Source organism: Weissella fangxianensis (assembly GCF_024718545.1).
GTDB classification, from domain to species: Bacteria; Bacillota; Bacilli; order Lactobacillales; family Lactobacillaceae; genus Weissella; species Weissella fangxianensis.
In genome coordinates this window covers 43,098-61,564 of sequence record NZ_JAMXDB010000002.1, presented here as the reverse complement: position 1 = coordinate 61,564, position 18,467 = coordinate 43,098, and the positions used below count along the sequence as shown (strand labels likewise).

16 protein-coding genes, 1 tRNA gene and 1 pseudogene are annotated in these 18,467 nt (G+C 39.5%); 11 read left to right on the top strand and 7 right to left on the bottom strand.

The genetic code is table 11. The features are described 5' to 3' along the window. Positions 1 to 112: 112 nt before the first annotated feature. The 4 genes from NGR58_RS01130 (at position 113) to rlmD (ending at position 4,046) form a co-directional block, all read left to right on the top strand. Positions 113 to 652, top strand: a complete 540-nt coding sequence (locus tag NGR58_RS01130; protein WP_258087891.1) for an NADPH-dependent FMN reductase — start codon at positions 113 to 115, stop codon at positions 650 to 652. Between the two features lie 239 nt (positions 653 to 891). Further along, entirely contained in the window at positions 892 to 2,076 is a 1,185-nt protein-coding gene (locus NGR58_RS01125) for an MFS transporter (RefSeq protein WP_258087890.1), read from the top strand. Positions 2,077 to 2,200: 124 nt separating this feature from the next. Then, on the top strand, positions 2,201 to 2,605 hold the full coding sequence (locus NGR58_RS01120) for a coiled-coil domain-containing protein (protein WP_258087889.1): 405 nt from the start codon (positions 2,201 to 2,203) through the stop codon (positions 2,603 to 2,605). A gap of 64 nt (positions 2,606 to 2,669) precedes the next feature. After that, positions 2,670 to 4,046, top strand: coding sequence for a 23S rRNA (uracil(1939)-C(5))-methyltransferase RlmD (gene rlmD / locus NGR58_RS01115; protein ID WP_258087888.1), 1,377 nt, complete (start codon positions 2,670 to 2,672; stop codon positions 4,044 to 4,046). Between the two features lie 72 nt (positions 4,047 to 4,118). On the opposite strand, the gene NGR58_RS01110 is transcribed toward rlmD, so the two are convergent. Together NGR58_RS01110 and NGR58_RS01105 are read right to left on the bottom strand one after the other, a co-directional pair. Then, a complete protein-coding gene (locus NGR58_RS01110) occupies positions 4,119 to 4,631 on the bottom strand; it encodes an rRNA methyltransferase (protein ID WP_258087887.1) in 513 nt (170 codons plus the stop codon). Then, a complete protein-coding gene (locus NGR58_RS01105) occupies positions 4,594 to 5,286 on the bottom strand; it encodes a phosphatase PAP2 family protein (RefSeq protein ID WP_258087886.1) in 693 nt (230 codons plus the stop codon). The genes NGR58_RS01110 and NGR58_RS01105 overlap by 38 nt, the downstream gene beginning before the upstream one ends. Positions 5,287 to 5,441: 155 nt before the next feature. On the opposite strand from NGR58_RS01105, the gene leuS reads away from it, so the two are divergent. The 4 genes from leuS to NGR58_RS01085 all read left to right on the top strand — a co-directional run bounded on the left by leuS (position 5,442) and on the right by NGR58_RS01085 (position 11,883). Further along, the gene (gene leuS, locus NGR58_RS01100; protein WP_258087885.1) at positions 5,442 to 7,856 is read left to right on the top strand and encodes a leucine--tRNA ligase; all 2,415 of its coding nucleotides are present in this window, start codon (positions 5,442 to 5,444) and stop codon (positions 7,854 to 7,856) included. 315 nt (positions 7,857 to 8,171) lie between these two features. After that, positions 8,172 to 8,244, top strand: a tRNA-Arg gene (locus NGR58_RS01095). A gap of 26 nt (positions 8,245 to 8,270) precedes the next feature. Further along, positions 8,271 to 10,280: a putative polysaccharide biosynthesis protein gene (locus tag NGR58_RS01090; protein WP_258087884.1), complete on the top strand. Its 2,010-nt coding sequence runs from the start codon at positions 8,271 to 8,273 to the stop codon at positions 10,278 to 10,280. Between the two features lie 337 nt (positions 10,281 to 10,617). Then, positions 10,618 to 11,883: an aminoacyltransferase gene (locus tag NGR58_RS01085; RefSeq protein ID WP_258087883.1), complete on the top strand. Its 1,266-nt coding sequence runs from the start codon at positions 10,618 to 10,620 to the stop codon at positions 11,881 to 11,883. A 147-nt stretch (positions 11,884 to 12,030) separates the two neighbouring features. Here NGR58_RS01085 and NGR58_RS01080 read toward each other — a convergent pair whose 3' ends face one another. The 3 genes from NGR58_RS01080 to thrC are packed head-to-tail and all read right to left on the bottom strand — an operon-like array spanning position 12,031 to position 14,828. Beyond that, positions 12,031 to 12,465, bottom strand: coding sequence for an ACT domain-containing protein (locus tag NGR58_RS01080; RefSeq protein WP_258087882.1), 435 nt, complete (start codon positions 12,463 to 12,465; stop codon positions 12,031 to 12,033). Then, positions 12,443 to 13,348 carry a homoserine kinase gene (gene thrB / locus NGR58_RS01075; RefSeq protein ID WP_258087881.1) on the bottom strand — a complete coding sequence of 302 codons (906 nt, stop codon included), beginning with the start codon at positions 13,346 to 13,348 and terminating at the stop codon, positions 12,443 to 12,445. The genes NGR58_RS01080 and thrB overlap by 23 nt, the downstream gene beginning before the upstream one ends. Beyond that, positions 13,320 to 14,828: a threonine synthase gene (gene thrC / locus NGR58_RS01070; RefSeq protein ID WP_258087880.1), complete on the bottom strand. Its 1,509-nt coding sequence runs from the start codon at positions 14,826 to 14,828 to the stop codon at positions 13,320 to 13,322. The genes thrB and thrC overlap by 29 nt, the downstream gene beginning before the upstream one ends. Positions 14,829 to 14,929: 101 nt before the next feature. Between thrC and NGR58_RS10260 the strand changes: the two are divergent. Beyond that, a pseudogene (locus NGR58_RS10260) lies at positions 14,930 to 16,129 on the top strand (homoserine dehydrogenase). 77 nt (positions 16,130 to 16,206) lie between these two features. Here NGR58_RS10260 and NGR58_RS01060 read toward each other — a convergent pair. Together NGR58_RS01060 and NGR58_RS01055 are read right to left on the bottom strand one after the other, a co-directional pair. Further along, the gene (locus NGR58_RS01060) at positions 16,207 to 17,115 is read right to left on the bottom strand and encodes a magnesium transporter CorA family protein (protein WP_258087879.1); all 909 of its coding nucleotides are present in this window, start codon (positions 17,113 to 17,115) and stop codon (positions 16,207 to 16,209) included. Between the two features lie 172 nt (positions 17,116 to 17,287). After that, positions 17,288 to 17,683 carry a pyridoxamine 5'-phosphate oxidase family protein gene (locus NGR58_RS01055; protein WP_075268965.1) on the bottom strand — a complete coding sequence of 132 codons (396 nt, stop codon included), beginning with the start codon at positions 17,681 to 17,683 and terminating at the stop codon, positions 17,288 to 17,290. Positions 17,684 to 17,848: 165 nt separating this feature from the next. On the opposite strand from NGR58_RS01055, the gene NGR58_RS01050 reads away from it, so the two are divergent. Both NGR58_RS01050 and NGR58_RS01045 read left to right on the top strand, forming a co-directional pair. Continuing rightward, on the top strand, positions 17,849 to 17,986 hold the full coding sequence (locus tag NGR58_RS01050; RefSeq protein WP_165845925.1) for a hypothetical protein: 138 nt from the start codon (positions 17,849 to 17,851) through the stop codon (positions 17,984 to 17,986). 119 nt (positions 17,987 to 18,105) lie between these two features. Then, positions 18,106 to 18,420 carry a DUF7671 family protein gene (locus tag NGR58_RS01045; RefSeq protein ID WP_258087878.1) on the top strand — a complete coding sequence of 105 codons (315 nt, stop codon included), beginning with the start codon at positions 18,106 to 18,108 and terminating at the stop codon, positions 18,418 to 18,420. The last annotated feature ends 47 nt before the right edge of the window (positions 18,421 to 18,467 follow it).

Here is an 18,467-nt window from a genome sequence, read left to right as displayed (position 1 = left end):
TTTTGTATCACTTATAAAAAATAAGTATTCACAACTTTTAAAAAGTAAGTTAAGATAGTGGTAACGAGTTATAAGTTGTACATAATGAATAAATTTAAGGAGTGTTAATAACATGACAAAATATGGTGTAATTGTTGGATCAATTCGTAAGAACTCATACTCATTAGGTGTTGCCGAAGCTTTGGTTGCCGGCTTGCCTGCAGACGCTGAAGTGACATACTTGGATATTGCCAAGTTGCCTTTGTATAACCAAGATTACGATGAAGCTTCTCCTGCTGAGTATACTGAATTCCGTGAAGCCGTAAAGGCACAAGATGCATTTATTATGGTAACGCCAGAACACAACCGTAGTGTTCCAGCAGCATTGAAGAATGCATTGGACGTTGCTTCTCGTCCATGGGGACAAAGTGTTTGGGCAGGTAAGCCAGTATTGCCAGCTTCACAATCAATTTCTGGTATCGCTGGTGTCGCTGCTCACCATGTATTGCGTAACTCATTGGACTTCTTGGACATGAAGATCATGCACCAACCTGAATTGTTCATTGGTAACACGATGTCGCTTGCTAATGAAGATGGTAAGATTACTAACGAAGATACGAAAAAATTCTTGGCTGGCGTTGGTGCACAATTTGCTGAATTTGCAACAAAGTAAGCAACTATTTCCAAATATAAATCATTAAGTCAGTTATGATAACTGTCGAAGGGGTGGACAAAACAATTGTCTGCCTCTTTTTTGTATGAAAAATGTGTTGATTATCAGCCTGTAAATTTTATAGCATAAACGCGTTCCAAAAGTCCGAGGCCTCAAAACGACTTTTTTTACGCGCTCTCTTTTTATTTTTCTTATTTTGTTATATGGTTGGGAGTGGAATTTATTTGAAGGAGAATGAGATGAGAAAAAAGTGGGTATTTACACTGAGTATTGTGTTATTAGGTGTTGTGATGCGAGCAACATTTACCACAATACCGGTCGTGATTGACAATGTTGCACATTCATTTGGACTACCAGTCAGTCAACTCGGTATTCTAACAACTTTGCCGTTATTAACGTTTGCAATTTTTTCACCAACCACGAGCTATATGACTCGTCGTTTTGGGATAGAAAAGACCTTCTTAGGAGCACTATTGCTAGTGCTTTTGGGTTCACTTTTACGTGTTGCCAGCGCCTCAATGTTATTTATTGGAACGATTTTGGTAGGGATTGGTATTGCTTATATTAATGTGCTGCTACCAGCAACATTGGTTAAATTTACGCCTAATAAAATTGGGACTTATACGTCATTGTATAGTACAACCATGACTTTAATGACGGCGATTTTCCAAATTATCGCAGTACCAGTTACTAAAACGTTTAGCTGGCAGATGTTAGTTGTGTTCCTTTCTGTGATTGTTTTGTTAGTTGTTATCACTTGGATATTGCACATGTATGTGAATGTTGATTCATCCGCTAAGAAACGTACGCAACAATCTGAGAATAAGGCTAATCAAGTTCACCCATGGCGCAATAAGTATGCTTGGGCAATGTTAGTTATGGCTGGTATTCAATCGGCAGTTTTCTATACAAGTATCGCTTGGGTACCAACAGTTGCGCAACACACCGGATTGACAGCGACACAAGCCGGTTGGGTAATCGGTGTGATGTCATTGATTGGTATTCCAGCGTCAATGTGGGTACCTAGCTTTTTAGAGCGAGCTAATTATAAGCAACGTGTTCACTTTATGACTGGGGCAACCAGTCTATGGTTGATTGCTATCATCATGATGTATAATACGCAAGCTGGCTTGATTTGGTGGCTGATCGTGACGAGCTTTATTGGCTTGGGAGGAACAGCTGTGTTTGTTTATATGGTAACTTCATATGCTATTAGAACACGTAATCCTCTGGAAAGTTCCGCACTATCTGGTATGGCACAAACGGGTGGCTACTTAATTGCTGCTGGAGCACCTTGGGCTTATGGTGTGTTGTTCGCCCAGTTAGATAGTTGGTTTTTGCAGACGACAGTCATGGCTATTGCCATTGTCATTTTTATCTGCTTAATGTGGTTTGTTGAGCGTGATGAAACTATTTTTGAATAATTAATTATTTGTTGCGTGGGTCTGTTGACTAACGCAACTTTTTTTCTACATATAAAAGTGCGTCTATGGTCGTGCAAATATTTTGGTACAATAAATTTTACTAGTCACGAAACGAGGGAAAAACATGGCTACAGCGGATTTGGAAGTTCATAATTTAATGACCGTAGATGATTTTATGTCATTCAAAGATGATGATTTTAAACATTTACAACAAGATGTGGCATCTTTAAAGCATGATAGTGTACATTACAATCATGAAATTTCTGATTTAAAAAACGATGTCCAGGTTTTAAAAGTTAGTGTGACCGAGTTACAGGTGGATGTACGTTATCTAAAACGAGATGTTAGTGACTTAAAACAGGATGTTCAAGAATTAAAATTGGATATGGCTGAAGTTAAGGTGGGGCTAAAAACAATCGTGGCGGATATGCGTTTTTTTAAATGGTTGATTGGTGTTAGTGTGGCATTGCCAAGTATGATTTGGATGGTGCAACAACTTTGCCGCCTAATTGGTTGTCCAATTGATTAATTGCCTACAACCAATAAACTAGTATAATAGGAAAAAGAATGCTAAAGATAATGAGAGAAATAAAATGAGCCATATAATCATGCCTGTACGTTTGGGACAAAAACTGACGGGGCAGGTGATCGATGTTCGCTACAATGGGTTTGGCGTTGTGATGTTGGATGATTATCCTATTCACATGGCCAATGCATTTCTTGATGAAACGGTCACTTTTGAAATCACACAAGTTAACCGAAAGTTTGCCCGCGCAGAAGTGATTGCGGTCGTAAATCCATCACCAGATCGTGTGGAGACGGGTAAAGATTATCTACTAGATGTCGGGATTGCACCCTATATTAATTTGCGCTATGAGGCACAATTAAAGTTAAAGCAGTTTCAGGTAGAAAAATTCTATCGATCAGCAGGCATTGAGGCGAACATTGCGCCAACAATTGGCATGGAGAACCCAACTCACTATCGTAATAAAACGGTTGTACCTATTAAACGTGACGGGGATAAGTTGGTTACGGGTTTCATTAAACGACGGACACCTGGGGAAATTTTGCCTTTGAGTGACTATTATGTTAATGATCCGGTGATCGATCAAACAATTGGGACAGTCCGTGATATTTTAACTGCACACCATGTATCTGTATTCAGTGATGAAACCCAACAAGGTGAGATGCGCTATATTATGGTTCGTCGCGGCTACTATAGTCATGAATTAATGGTTGTTTTGGTTTCACAAACAGCAACTATTAAGGATGAAGCTGCAATCGCCACTGAAATTGCGGCTGTTGTGCCAGGTATTCGTAGTGTTGTTTTGAATCACAATCCCAGAGCGTTACATTTGTTGATGTCGGGTGATAATCGGACGCTATGGGGTGCAGACGCCATTCATGATACGTTGCTTGGCATTGAATTTGAAATTGGACCAAATTCGTTTTATCAAGTAAATCCACAAACAACGGAAGTGTTATATGCTTTAGCGGCTAAAAAGGCCGAATTAAAACCAACCGATACGGTTATTGATGCCTATTCCGGCATTGGGACGATTGGGTTAACAGTTGCTAGCCAGGTAAAGCAAGTACTCGGTGTTGAAGTTATTGAACGGGCAGTCATTGATGCGCAGAAGAATGTGGCAAATAATCAGGTGGAAAATGCCACCTTTATTACGGCAGACGCGCCTGAGCAGATGCATAGGTGGCAACAAGAAGGCTTGCATGCTAATGTTATTTTTGTTGATCCACCTCGCCGTGGTTTGACCAATGAATTGCTTGATGCAGTGACTGAAATGCGCCCTGACCGTTTTGTTTACGTATCGTGCAATCCAGCCACAATGGCCCGAGATGCTAGGTACTTGATTGACCAAGGCTTCCACATAAAAGGGGATGTTCAGCCACTGGATCAATTCCCACAAACAGCCCATGTTGAAGTAGTCACCGTTTTTGAACCAAATAATTAGAAAAAGCGGTTGGAACATTTTTTGATGTTCCAACCGCTTTTCTTGTTGATTTTGTCTCGGCTTCTCCAACAATTAATGGCGTTGCACGACCAAGGCACTACTTTGCGTTAAGACGTCTTGATAATAAGAAACGCTATATGAAGTGTCAGGTAATTTTGCTAGATAACTTTTAATAGCTAATAATGAATCGTTATCCTCACTAAGTAAGCATAGCAAACCATCTGTTTTTAGAACCATTAGTAGTGACTTAATAATGGTTTGAACATTGGCCGCGATACTTTGTTCATCTAATTGAAAGATAGCTGCGCCAATGGGCTCAGTTGGGTCCAAATAAGCAGGAATATCAGTAAATCCCTTGCTAATTAGGTCGACACGTTCATTTAAGCCACTTAAAAATAAGGAAGCTGCGACATCATCGATTTCAGACTTTAAGTCTGAAAAAGCTAGCACTTTACCAGTATCACCAACTCGACTAGCTAAGAAGCGGGTGATATCACCGTGACGAATGGTTGCATCAATTGCTACATCCCCGGGTGTTAGATATTCATTAAGGGATATTTGTACTAGATTTTGAATTGAGCGCATTTTCGAAAACCTCTCGTGTGCGATATTTAAAAATTATTTCTTTAGACATGATTAATAAGAAAGTTCCTAAACCAAAACCGGCTAGAACATCTGAAAAATAGTGTACACCCAAATAAACACGGCTAACAGGGATAGCGATAACTAACCCAGCAAATAAGGTCATAAAGGCGTAACGGATATTATCTTCAGATTTTAGGTAATAGTGTACTAAAACAATCAATGAACCATATAGCAAGATAGCATTCAAGGCATGTCCTGATGGGAATGAATAACCTGATTGTTCAATAACGTGGTAAATCGCTGGTCGTGGTCGGTGAAATAGATGCTTAAATAATGACATGACGCCTAAACCAAAGACACCAACATTAACAATCATAAATATAGCCACGTCTAACTTACGAATCAACAAGGCAATAATTGCAGTGACTACCATGACGAGCGCTGTCCATTTGGTGTTTCCGGCACGTGTAATATTGCGAAAAAACCAAGATCTTTCTGGGGTCAGTGGTTCACGAAGGTAGTGGAACCCAAATTGATCTAACCAGTCAATATAACCAAGGTGGTATACATAGCCAATTGCCATGACGATAAAAATGACTAATCCAGTGAAAGCAGCAACTATTTGTAGATAATCAAATTTTCTTAGACGCCTCATTTGAATCCCTCCTTCTCAATCATTTCTCATTTAATTAGTTTAGCACAAAATGTTCCGAAAATATGAATAATAATTGATTGGTTTAATCCTTGATGAATATTGAAAGCTCGGTCTTTTTTTGATAAAGTAAGATTATTAAAGTGAGGTTATCAATCATGGCATATCAACACAAATTAGTAGAGAAAAAATGGCAACATTTTTGGGATGAACATCAGACATTTAAAACATCAAATGTTTCTGATAAGGAAAAGTATTTTGCAATGGACATGTTTCCATTTCCTTCTGGCCAAGGGTTACACGTTGGACACCCAGAAGGTTATACTGCAACAGACATTGTGTCACGTATGAAGCGTATGCAAGGCTATAATGTCTTACATCCGATGGGATTTGATGCTTTTGGTTTGCCAACTGAGGAGTACGCCATTAAAACTGGTGAAGATCCAAGGGCAGTGACAGCTAAGAATGTTAAAACATTCCGTCACCAAATGAAATCACTTGGCTTGTCATATGATTGGTCACGTGAAGTGAACACGACCGATCCAAAATATTATAAGTGGACGCAATGGATTTTTGAGCAATTGTACAAAAAAGGACTTGCTTATGAAGATGAAATCATGGTCAACTGGGCACCGGATTATAATGGTGGAACAGTTGTTTCAAATGAGGAAATCATTGATGGTAAGACTGAACGTGGTGGTTATCCAGTTTATCGTGTGCCAATGCGTCAATGGGCATTAAAGATTACTGCATATGCGGATCGTTTGCTTGATGACTTGGACGATGTAGATTGGCCAGATGCAATTAAAGAACAACAACGTTACTGGATTGGACGTTCTGTTGGGGCATCAGTTACATTTAAAGTGCAGGACTTTGATGATGAAATCGAAGTCTTTACCACACGTGCTGACACTTTGTTTGGTGCAACGTATCTTGTATTGGCACCTGAGCACAAATTAGTTGATTCGATTGTTAGTGCAGACCAGCAGGTTGCTGTTGACGCCTTTAAGAAGGAAATTGCTTCTAAGTCAGATTTGGAACGTACAGATTTGAATAAAGATAAAGCCGGTGTCTTCACTGGTGCGTATGCAATCAACCCTGTTAATGGTGAAGCATTACCTATCTGGATTGGTGACTATGTCTTATCTTCATATGGAACTGGTGCAATTATGGCAGTTGCTGCTCATGATGCACGTGACTATGATTTTGCTAAGAAATATGATTTGCCTATTCGTCCAGTTATCGAAGGTGGCGATGTTACTAAAGAAGCTTACACAGGGGATGGTAAGCACATTAATTCAGGTTTCCTAGATGGCATGGGTAAGGAAGAAGCTATCACGAAGATGATTGATTGGCTGGAAGAGCATGATGCTGGTCAAAAGAAGGTCAATTATCGTCTACGTGACTGGATCTTTTCTCGCCAACGTTACTGGGGTGAGCCAATTCCAGTTATTCATTGGGAAGATGGTGAGCAAACATTAGTTCCCGAGTCAGAACTACCATTGCTTTTGCCAGATGTCGATAATATTATGCCTTCTGGTACTGGTGAATCACCATTGGTTAACGTAGAAGACTGGGTCAATGTTGTTGATGAAAATGGTCGTAAGGGTAAGCGTGAGACAAACACGATGCCACAATGGGCCGGTTCATCATGGTATTACCTACGTTACATGGATCCAAACAATGAACAACAAATTGTTTCACCAGAAGCAGAAGCATACTGGCAGAACGTCGACTTGTATATTGGTGGTGCCGAACACGCTGTGCTACATTTGTTGTATGCACGCTTCTGGCATAAGGTATTGTACGATCTAGGTGTTGTGCACACTAAGGAACCTTTCCAAAAGTTGGCTAACCAAGGTATGATTCTTGGTGAAAACCATGAGAAGATGTCAAAGTCAAAGGGTAATGTTGTTAACCCTGATGATGTGGTCGAAGAATATGGTGCCGATACATTGCGTTTGTACGAAATGTTTATGGGACCTTTGGATCAATCAATTGCTTGGTCCGAAGATGGCCTAGCTGGATCACGGCGTTGGCTTGATCGTGTATGGCGTTTGTTCATTGATGATAATGATAAGCTACGGGATCACATTACGACAATTAACGAACATAAGTTAGATAAAGTCTATAATGAGACCGTTAAGAAGGTCACTGAAGATTATGAGGGCTTGCACTTTAATACAGCAGTTTCTCAAATGATGATCTTTGTTAATGAGGCATATAAGCAAGATAGTTTGCCAGTGGCATATGTTGAAGGCTTTATCAAATTGCTTAACCCAATTGCACCTCATATGACTGAAGAGTTGTGGAGCTATTTACATGCGGATGAATCAATTGCATACGCAGAATGGCCAACTTATGATGAGTCAGCATTAGTTGCTGATGAAGTTGAACTGATTCTTCAAGTAAATGGTAAGCTACGTGGTCATGTTACCGTTGCTGCGGATGCTGATCGTGATGCCATTACTGATGCTGCCAAGCAAAATGAAAATGTCCAAAAGCAACTAGATGGTGCAGAGCCTAAGAAGGTTATCGTTGTGCCTGGTAAGTTGATTAATTTTGTAATATAACAGTAGCGAAGTGTACGAATTAATACAATTAAAATAAGTAATGCTTAGATGCTTTTTATTCTGAGTACGCGGAGGCTGGAACATTTTTGTTTCAGCCTCTACTTTTTATAACATTTTTGTAGAGACGGCCGTTTAGTATGTTGAACTGCCTAAAACGTTAGCAAAAAGTCGTTAGAGTGGGCGGAAATATTTGCGACGGTGCCGTTTTTAAAACAATGGTCAACACTAATTGATTGGTCGTCAACCCATTATTTGTAGAAAAACATCTACAAACAATGGGTTTTCTTGTGTATAATAGATTACTAGGTTGTCATTGGCGCTATAGTTCAACAGGATAGAACAAGGACCTCCTAAGTCTTAGATCACAGTTCGAGTCTGTGTAGCGTCATCGAAATATTAGGAAGGGGAAGTAACATGGCTGACGATAAATCACCCCAATCAAAAAAAGGCTCGTCAACGTCGCCGTTTCGGCGTGACATTAGTTTTGAAGAATTAAATCAATTACTTAACGGTAAAAAGATTGATGAAATCTTTGAAGAGCGCGAAGACGAAACATCTGCTGAAGATACGGTGGCAGAAGATGACATTATTTCTGATCAGCAAGTGACAGAAGTCAAAGTACGGCCGAATGGTGTGTCAACATTTAAGGTGCATGAAGTCCCAGATACGGTTGCTCCAAAAACAAATATACCAGCAGCGACGACTGATACGGTCGCGGATACCGAAAAAAAGCCGCTTGCGGACCCTAAACCTAAGCAAGAAGTAACTACGAGTGAAGTGGATACGTCAGATGGTCAACCTGAAGAAACGGAGACGGCTGCTAAATCGCGTATGTTACGTGGTTCAGCTTGGATGACTATTGGTAACCTAACATCTCGATTATTAGGGGCCTTATATATTATTCCGTGGATTGCGATGATCGGGAATGTTTATTATAACCTTGCCAATTCGTTGTTCTCACAAGGATACCAAATATACAGTGTCGCCTTATTAATATCGACAGCCGGATTACCGAATGTGTTAGCTCGATTAGTCGCAGAGTACAGTGCCTCCAAGCAGTATGATGCTGTTCGGCATGTCTTTCGACAGGCTATCAATTTAGGAGCCGTTTTAGGGGTTGTTGTCGGGGCCGTCCTTTACTTGTTGGCCGGCGTGTTATCTCAAGGTGATCCAAATGTCGTACGAGTCATTCACGCTTTGTCAGCTGCGGTAGTTATTATCCCAATCCTGTCGATGTTACGAGGATACGTGCAGGGATTTGAATTTATGGGGCTGTCAGCGTGGTCGCAATTTATTGAACAATTAGTGCGTGTTATCTATATGCTGGCCCTAACCTATTGGATTATGGTTGGTCATCATGGTGATTGGGTCGATGCAACGGTTCAGTCAACATTTGCTGCCTTTTGGGGAGCTTTGGCTGGTATTCTAGTATTGTTACTAGGTATCGTTATGCGCCGTGGGTTCTTTGCAGAACAACGTCGACATTCTGTTAAAACGCAAAATTTTGATGCTCGTGCTGTCTTGATAAAAATGGCTCGGCAATCGGTACCTGTTATTTTTGCTGGTTCGGCGATTTCGCTAGTTCAAGTGTTTGATCAATATACGTTCTTTAGAATTATCAGGGCGTTTACGAATATTTCGAATGACGCAATGCAGGCGATGTATGCTCAGTTTGCTTTTAATTCTAATAAGTTAGTCATGTTGGTTGTGTCGCTAGCCGTTGGGATGGCAGAAACTGCCTTACCAATGTTGGCACGTGCAAGAGAGCTTGGTAATTTAGAAAATATTGGCCGTCAAATCCAATTTGCTTTAAAGTTGCTAGCGTTTGTTATGGTACCAGCAGTTTTGGGGATGGTTGCAATTGCACGTCCACTTTATATTCTGTTCTACCGGACGTCGGATTTGACGAATGGTACCTTGATTTTGCAATTCGCTAGTTATTCTGCTATTTTCTTAAGCTTGTATATGGTGATATTAGCCATTTATCAAGGATTGGGTAGATTGCGTTATACAGTTAAATTACTTGTCCTTATATTTATCATTAAAATTATTTTGCAAATACCATTAACGATTTGGTTGCAAGGTATGGGACCACTTGTATCAACAACGATTGCCTTCTTGGTCGGTATGGTTGTGGCTATTCATCACCTATCAAGTCTATATCATATTGATTGGGCATCGTTTAATAATACGTTTATGATTATCTTATTCTGGAGTTTGGTGATGTACGCTGTCGTTGCACCGGTCTCTTATACATTGGGACTATTTATACCAGACACTAAGTTATTCCAGCTATTGAATTTAACAATCGCTGGTATTATTGGTGCCACCATTTATGGTATTGCCGTACTGAAGACACACGTCGGCGAAGCTATCTTAGGTCCACGTGCCGTTTGGATAGCAAAGAAATTGCATTTAAAGTAATCGTGCTATTAGGATAAAGTTGATCTCAGTAATTGAGGTCAACTTTTTTTGATTAACTCTGTGGAAAAATCTGTGCAAAACTTGCATTTTCTGTGGATAAAAGGTGGAAAAGGGTGGGATTATTCTGTCTTTTTCCACTGGTACGGTCTAATTTAATATAAAATAGAACAAATTTTTCGCTAAACATATCGAAAACTGCATGATGGCGACGGTCACTTAATGACAGTTAAGTTCACTTGGGTGTGGAAAACGATATTGTTCAGTTATTTTCCAAAATTTAAGATGGATAGCGTATAATTCAAAGTAATAGAAAATAAGATAAGGAAATGGGTTAACTATGACACGTTCATTTAAAGAATTAACAGAAGAACAATTTGAGTCATTTGCACAAGCACACCCTGCTGGTAGCTATTTACAAACAGCAGCACAAGCGCGCTTATTGGCTCGTCGTGGCTGGCAAACAAGCCTGGTTGGTTTGGTTGAAGATAACCAAGTAGTCGCAGCCGCCGTGTTGGGATGGATTCCTGTACGAATGGGTAATCTGTTCCAAATTGATGGCGGGATGCTAATTGACTTTAGTAACCAAGACTTGGTAAAAGATTTTGTTGAAGGTGTGATGGCATTTGCAAAAGAACGTCACGGCTTGTTTTTGCGAATCATGCCGAATGCAATTTATCGTCGATTTGATGATGACGGCCAGCAAATTGGTGATACGGAGAGCACAGTTATTGATGCTTTGACACGAATTGGTTTTGATCATACGCCAGCTACGAAGGGGTGGACAACCAATTCTTCACCTTCATGGCAATATGTAAAGTCACTGCAACCAATTTTGGAAGCACAAGATACCAAAAAGGCTTTGCGGTCATCATTAGCGAAAGATGGTAAGTACTATCTGAAGAAGACAGATCAATTTGGTATTCAGGTGCGACGGTTAAGTAAGGCTGACTTACCTGATTTCAAAGCATTAACACAAGACACAGCAAATCGCTTAAACTATCATGATAAGGACTTAGATTTTTATCAAACAGTTTTTGATGAGTATGGTGATGATGCCTATTTTGTTTTTGCAGAAATGAATTTTCCAGCATACATTAAGGGTCAGCAACAAGCACGTGATCATTTAGCTGAAGCTGTCGCTAATCTCGATGCAAGAATTGCTGAAAAACCTAACTATAAAAAGTTAAAGCGGCAACGTGCAGAGTATGCTGATCAACATAAGCAACATGAAAAGCGGATTACACAAGCAAAGATGGCGCATGAGCGAGCTGGTAAAGATGTTGTCACCATTGCTGGTGCATTGTTCTTAGCTACGGCTAATGAAATGATTTATTTGTACTCAGGCACTTATGATGAGTATAAAAAATTCTACGGACCATATGCTGTCCAAGAATATGCCTTTGAACAAGCATTAAAGCGCCAAATTCCACATTATAATTTCTATGGTATTTCGGGTGTGTTTGATGGTTCTGATGGTGTCCTAGGATTTAAACAAGGATTTTCTGGTCATGCCGAAGAAAAGGTTGGGTCTTTTGTTCGTCCAATTAACGGACCAAAATATGCCATCTATCACTTCTTAAAGAAAATCCTAGCACGTGGCTAGTGAAAACAGGCATTTTTCATACGTTTATCCTGTAAAAATTACATGGTGATAATTAATACACGCTAAGTACAAAAGAGGTTGGGACAAAAAAGTCTCAACCTCTTTTTAACTGTCATGAACTTTGTTACGCTTGTAGCTTTTTATTAGTTATTCCATAGCGACTAAATGAACATTACTGGCGCCAGAAATTGTTTGAATTTCTTGCATTAATGCCGTTAAAGTTTGGGTCATTTGGTTGATATCTAGTGAAATAACAATACTGGCGACATCGTGAATAGGGACGTTTTGGTTAATCGTTAGCACACTTGCGCCAGACGCTGAAGTTATTTGCAACACCTGAGCTAATAAGCCACTCTTATCTTCTAGTAGGAACGAGATAATCGCTTTACGGTGACCGATGTTTTCGTCAGGTAAAAAGACTAAATCTTTGTATTTATAAAATGTTCCTCGACTGATACCAACTCTTTTGACTGCTTCACTGACTTGTGTCACAACGCCTTTTTCTAGTAGTTGGCGTGCTTCAATAACTTTGCCAAAAGAGTCCGGCAAGATTGAACTGTCAACGATATAATACTTCTCCACGATTTATTACCTCACTTTGTACACCGTTTTTATCAATTTGAACTGGTGAAATTTCCCACTGTGGAAACATCTCTTGGGCGTGAACCACTAGGTCATGAGCGGCTTGCAGGTTAGGCATAATTGCCATCAAAGTTGAGCCACTACCACTAATATACATCGTACCATAGTCGCTTTCAGCAAGTTGTTTGGCCTGTTGATATTCTGGAATTAATTTTGCACGATAAGGTTCATGAATGAGATCCTGACATGTGCGCTGTAACAAGTCAGCATCCCCAGTTTCTAATGCGTGGGTCATCATGGTGCAACGGCTGACCTGATGAATAGCGGTTGCGTAATTCATGGTTGTTGGTAGAACAACGCGTGCATCATGCGTACTGATGGGATAATTTGGTACGAGGGCGACAAATTTTAGTTCATCAGAAATCGTGTATTGTGCGACTACAGGTTGCTTCTGCTCATCTACAAACGATACACATAGGCCACCATAAATCGACGGGGTCACATTGTCGGGGTGACCTTCCATTTCAACAGCTAGTTTTAGTAGATTAGTTGTTGAAATAGCATTATCAAACCAGATACTGGCAGCTTTGAGACCGGCGACAATACAAACGGCAGAACTGCCTAATCCGCGAGCGACCGGGACTTGACTAGCAATGGTTATTTTGAGATTGGGCGTTGGTTTTTGGAGAAATTCACAGCCTTTTAGAAATGCTCGATAGACTAAATTATGACTATTTTGATAGGCAACATCGCAACCGCTGATTTCTAGTGGTTGATTACTGGCTTCAAAATAGAATTCTGAATACATGGAAACTGCTAGCCCCATGCAGTCAAAACCAACGCCAATATTTGCGCTAGTAGCGGGTACTTTGATTTTGAACATTAAAAATTACCTCCGCTTGTGTTTTAACGTATGCTTGCATTTTTTCAGGAGACAAAATATTTTTATGACGTATTGGTAAATCATGCAGGTGGGCAAGATTGTCTGGAACTGGTGTATTTGTATAGTCTGCTAGTCGTTGTATTAAAGCGAAACTACTATCGGCACCATCAACATTTGGCAAAACAGCTGGTGCGGTTGTTTCGACAAACTTATAGGGACTGGCTGTTGATAGTAAAACCATTGGCGTTTGGTCATGTTGTTGGTAATCACGCATCACATGATAGCCAGCAGCTGTGTGCGGATCCATTAAATAGCCTTGCTCTTCATAAACCTCTTTGATTGCTGTTTGGATATCGTGGTCACTACTGAATCCGCAGGCGAAGTCTCGTTGCAAATTTTGCAAAAGTTCATCTGAAACTTGATAATGGCCATTTGTTTCTAGTTGACTCATTAGTTGATCAATATAAGCACTATCTAATCCTGACTCGTAATATAGCAAACGTTCTAAATTGCTAGATACTTGGATGTCCATACTTGGTGCAACTGTATGTAAGAAAGGCCGTTGCCGATCATAAATACCAGTTTTGAAGAAATCTGTTAATACATTATTAGCATTGGCCGCTACAATGAGTTTTTTAATTGGCAAGCCTAGTAATTTTGCGTAATAACCAGCCAAAACATCACCAAAATTGCCAGTAGGAACCGTGAAGTTGACGAAATCGCCCAGTGCTATTTTTCCTTGTTTGACTAATTGTTGATAGGCAGAAAAATAGTAGACGACTTGTGGTGCTAAGCGACCGATATTGATGGAATTTGCACTAGAAAGATGCAGGTCACTTGCTAGTGTTTCTTTAAATGCTTCATTGTTAAAAATTTCTTTGACGTGACTTTGAGCGTCATCAAAATTACCAGTGATAGCAGCAATGCTAGTATTTCCGCCAGCAGTCGTCAGCATTTGTTTTTCTTGAATATCACTCACGCCACCTTCTGGATAAAAAACAGCAATGCCAATGTTATTGATGTTTTTAAAACCTTCTAAGGCTGCCTTGCCAGTATCGCCGCTTGTGGCGGTCAATATGAGACTATGTTCATTGTTCTCTAAGGCCAGCTGCATGAGATGAGGTAGTAGTTGTAATCCAATATCCTTGAAGGCACTGGTTGGACCATGCCAAAGTTCTAAAATATGGCAGTCGTTGATTGTATGTAAAGGTGTGATTTTAGTGGCATTAAAATTTTGATAGTAGGCGTTGTGAACAGCTTGCGTAAGCTCGGCTTGCGTAAAATCTGGCAATAAAAGATGCAAAATGTTTTGTGCAAGGGTTTGATAATCTAATGGTAATAGTTCAGTTAAATCGATTTTTTTCTGACCGAGGTTGGGGTCAACGAATAAACCATGATCAATAGCCAGCCCTTGCTTCACAGCCGTTTTAGCTGAGACTGGTTGTTGGCGACCTCTAGTACTAACAAATCTTCTTTTCATTTGATATCACTCCTTGCCTTTTAGTATTTATCATGATAATCTGTTCATCATAAAAAGACAAGTGTTTATATAAAATAAACATATTTTGGAGGTGGGTTAGTTTGAATATTGCAATTTTAGGATTTGGTACAGTTGGGACGGGCGTATTTAACATGATTAATCAGGTGCATCGCCTAACCGAAAATCTCCATGTAAAGTATGTTTTTGTGAGAGAAAATAAAAAAGATCAATTGGCAGAAGCAACTGCCAGTTTTGATGAAATTATTAATGATCCAGAGGTTGAGGTGGTTGTTGAGGTTTTAGGCGGTTTAGAGCCGGCGCATCAGTATATTTTAGCGGCGTTACGACATCATAAACATGTTATTACGGCGAATAAGGCGGTGATTGCTTGTTATTTAGAAGAATTTACTAAAGTTGCTGCTGAAAATCAGGTTAATTTTTATTTTGAATCAAGTGTGGGTGGCGGTACACCTTGGATTTCAGAAATAGAACGTGCTGCACGTGTTGATGATATTGACCACATCCAGGGCATTTTCAATGGCACAAGTAATTTTATTCTGGACCGTATGGCGCAAAGTGGGGCTGCATTTGCAGATGTACTTGGTCAAGCGCAAGAACTTGGTTATGCTGAAGCTGATCCCAGTGCGGATGTTGATGGTTGGGACATTGCCAATAAACTATGCATAAGTTGCGACATTGCTTATGATTGTTTTGTGTCACCGAGCCAGGATTTGCCCGTCTTTGGTATTCGAAATATTACAGCAGCAGATATTAGTGCCTTTGCTCGTCAGGGATATACAGTGAAATTAATGGGTAAGAGTCGTTAAATAGGGGATGCTTTTGACTATGTGGTTGAGCCCACCCTGTATCCTAGCCATACGTTTGAAGCAAATACGCATGAAAACTATAATTTGATTACCCTGCATGGCTAAACAATCGGTGATTTGAATTTTATCGGACAGGGAGCAGGGCAGTTACCAACTGCCAATGCTATTATTCAAGATATTTTAGATATTGTGCAACATCGAGTCCGTTTAAAACGTGGCTTTAAACGACAATTAACTTTTCAAGCTAACTTAACGAAAAGTGATTATTTATTGCGATCAACCATTAACTATCACCAATTATTTAGTAACTATGATGCGCATCAAGTGGGTGATTATGTGCTAGTTCATCAAATTCCGGTTGGCTTGATGCATAGTTTAATGAAAAACATTCAAGAAAAAGATCCGCGTGCTTGGATGGTTAATCTACCTGCTGAATCTCATGAAGGTATTGTACAGAAAGTTGCCTATAATTAATCTATTTTTAGCACAAAAATGGTTTGGAACAATTGATTTGCCCCAAACCATTTTCCATACATCAGTATATTGTCTGTTCATTTTTTAAAAAATCCGAACCGCCATAGAATTAATGTAATAATAATCATTAAAATGATTGTAATAACCACGGTATATAACCAACCACTTGATTCATGGGTAAAAGGCAGCGCCACGTTTTGTCCAAAAAAACCTGAAACAATCGTGGGTACGGTGAGGACGATTGATGACACAGTCAGTAGTTTCATTGTCCAATTCAAGTTTGCATTCGCAACATTGTCAAAGGCGTTAGCAACACTTTTGGTTACTTCCTGTGATAGTTTTCCTGTATCTAATGCTTGCTGCAGCTCAACTTGAACGTCATCAATACGTTCCAATTGTCTGGTATTTAATTGCTGACGATCGTGTGTTTGTAATGTTTTTAGAAGCACATTATCTGTCTGTAACGAATTAATCAAATAAATCAAGTCGGTTTGTAGTGACATTAGCTGATTAATGGCGGGTTGGGTTGGTTTTGTTGACTTAATCGTGCTTTGGATAGATAAGCGTTTACGATTAATGGTTAAGATTGCTTTCATAAATTCGCTAGATAATGATTCTGTCAGATTTAGGATGATATCAATCGGTTGGGTGTATGCTTTTTGGGATAATTTGGACAGCTGATTAATGGCGTAGTCAGTTTCTTTACGGGTGAATATGTACAGGATAGACTGGTCGGTCTTGTATAGCAATCCCACAGGCTCAGTAGTCGCTCGGTTTGAAGTGGGTGTCACAATATCAAATATCATTAAATGATAGTGATTAATGGCATCGAACTCCATACGAGCACTTTCATAAGGGTCAATCGCATAGTCGATCAATTCATTAGGAATACCGTGTTGGTTAACTAGGTTGACACGGTCGTCAGGGGTCATTTCATCAACATGGTATACCTTGCATTGAGAAAATAATTGCTGTTCTTTTATCATCTATCTTCGACTCTACTTTCTTTATAGGTATATGTATGTTCTGTTATTATCAGTATAACGAAATAATTAATTGGTGATGGCTTTTTTTGAAGGATTATAAAAAAGCCGCTAATCTTACCAATTGGTTGGTAGATTGACGACTTGCATATTTATCGTTAAAATTTTTCGGATTTTAAGAGATTTGGGTACCGGCTTCTAATGAGTTATCTAATTTGAAAATACTTTCAATATCAATGATGACATAAGCAGCACGTGGAAACCGTTCAAATAGACTATCTGGCAATTTTTCCTTAGCCAGGTCATCGTCTTCATGGATATGCACTTGGCCTTCAAAACGAAAGCCTTTTTGTGCAGAACGATCGGCAACGGCAACAGCGGCACGACCATTATCAGTTAAGTTATGGAATGCGTGATGGAAGGTATGCTCGAAGTAGGCTAAGTGAGTATCGTCCAGAACATGGAGTGATCCCTTAGGACCGACCTTAGGCATACCGTTTTCATCGGCAGTAGCTAAAAAGGGTAACTGTTCGTTAAGCATTTGTTTCATTTCTTCGGTTAATTCAGCCATGTTAAGTCCTCTTTTCAATTATTGCTTACTAATTATAAGAGGATATACTTAAAAAATCAAATTTATTGGCTTAAATTGGTGGCATGTAAATACTGATAGTTGACTAACGGTATAAAAATCGGTATACTTTAACAGTTATCGATAACAAAATTGGAGGAAATAATTATGGCAACTAGATCACCATATAACACATGGGCCCGTCGTCGTCCAGTTTCACATGACTATTCAAAGAAAGTTCGCGAAGCTGAAGTTGTTAACATTCAACAATGGGCTAAGGGTAAAGCTGAATTAGAATCAAAGTAATTTGATCTATTTAGCGATAGAACCATAAGACTAACGTAGATATACGTTAGTCTTTTTTTATAGCAATAAGCCAAATTGTTATAATGAAAGTACTACGCAATACATAGATGGAGGTTGGCATGGCAAGTAAATATCCAACGGCGGAATTAGTTGGCGTGGTAATGACACAAACTAATAGTGGTCAATATAAACCAAAAGAAACGCAACTAGATATGAATGCATTTCATAGTTGGCGCATCGGTAAACATACCAAAGGAAAGTTGCAAGAACCTGGACAATTATTTTTGACAGAGAATAATTTGGTTGTGATGTTAGTTGCAATCAAGCCGTTGGCGTTCAAAAATCGACATGATATGACACCGATGGCCCGTTTTTTAACAACTTCAGGGCCTGAGGAAGTAAAAACGCAATTATTAACAATCTATCATGACTAAATTGTTCGCTGGATTAAAGTAATGCTTTTTTAAGATTCTCGCGTTAT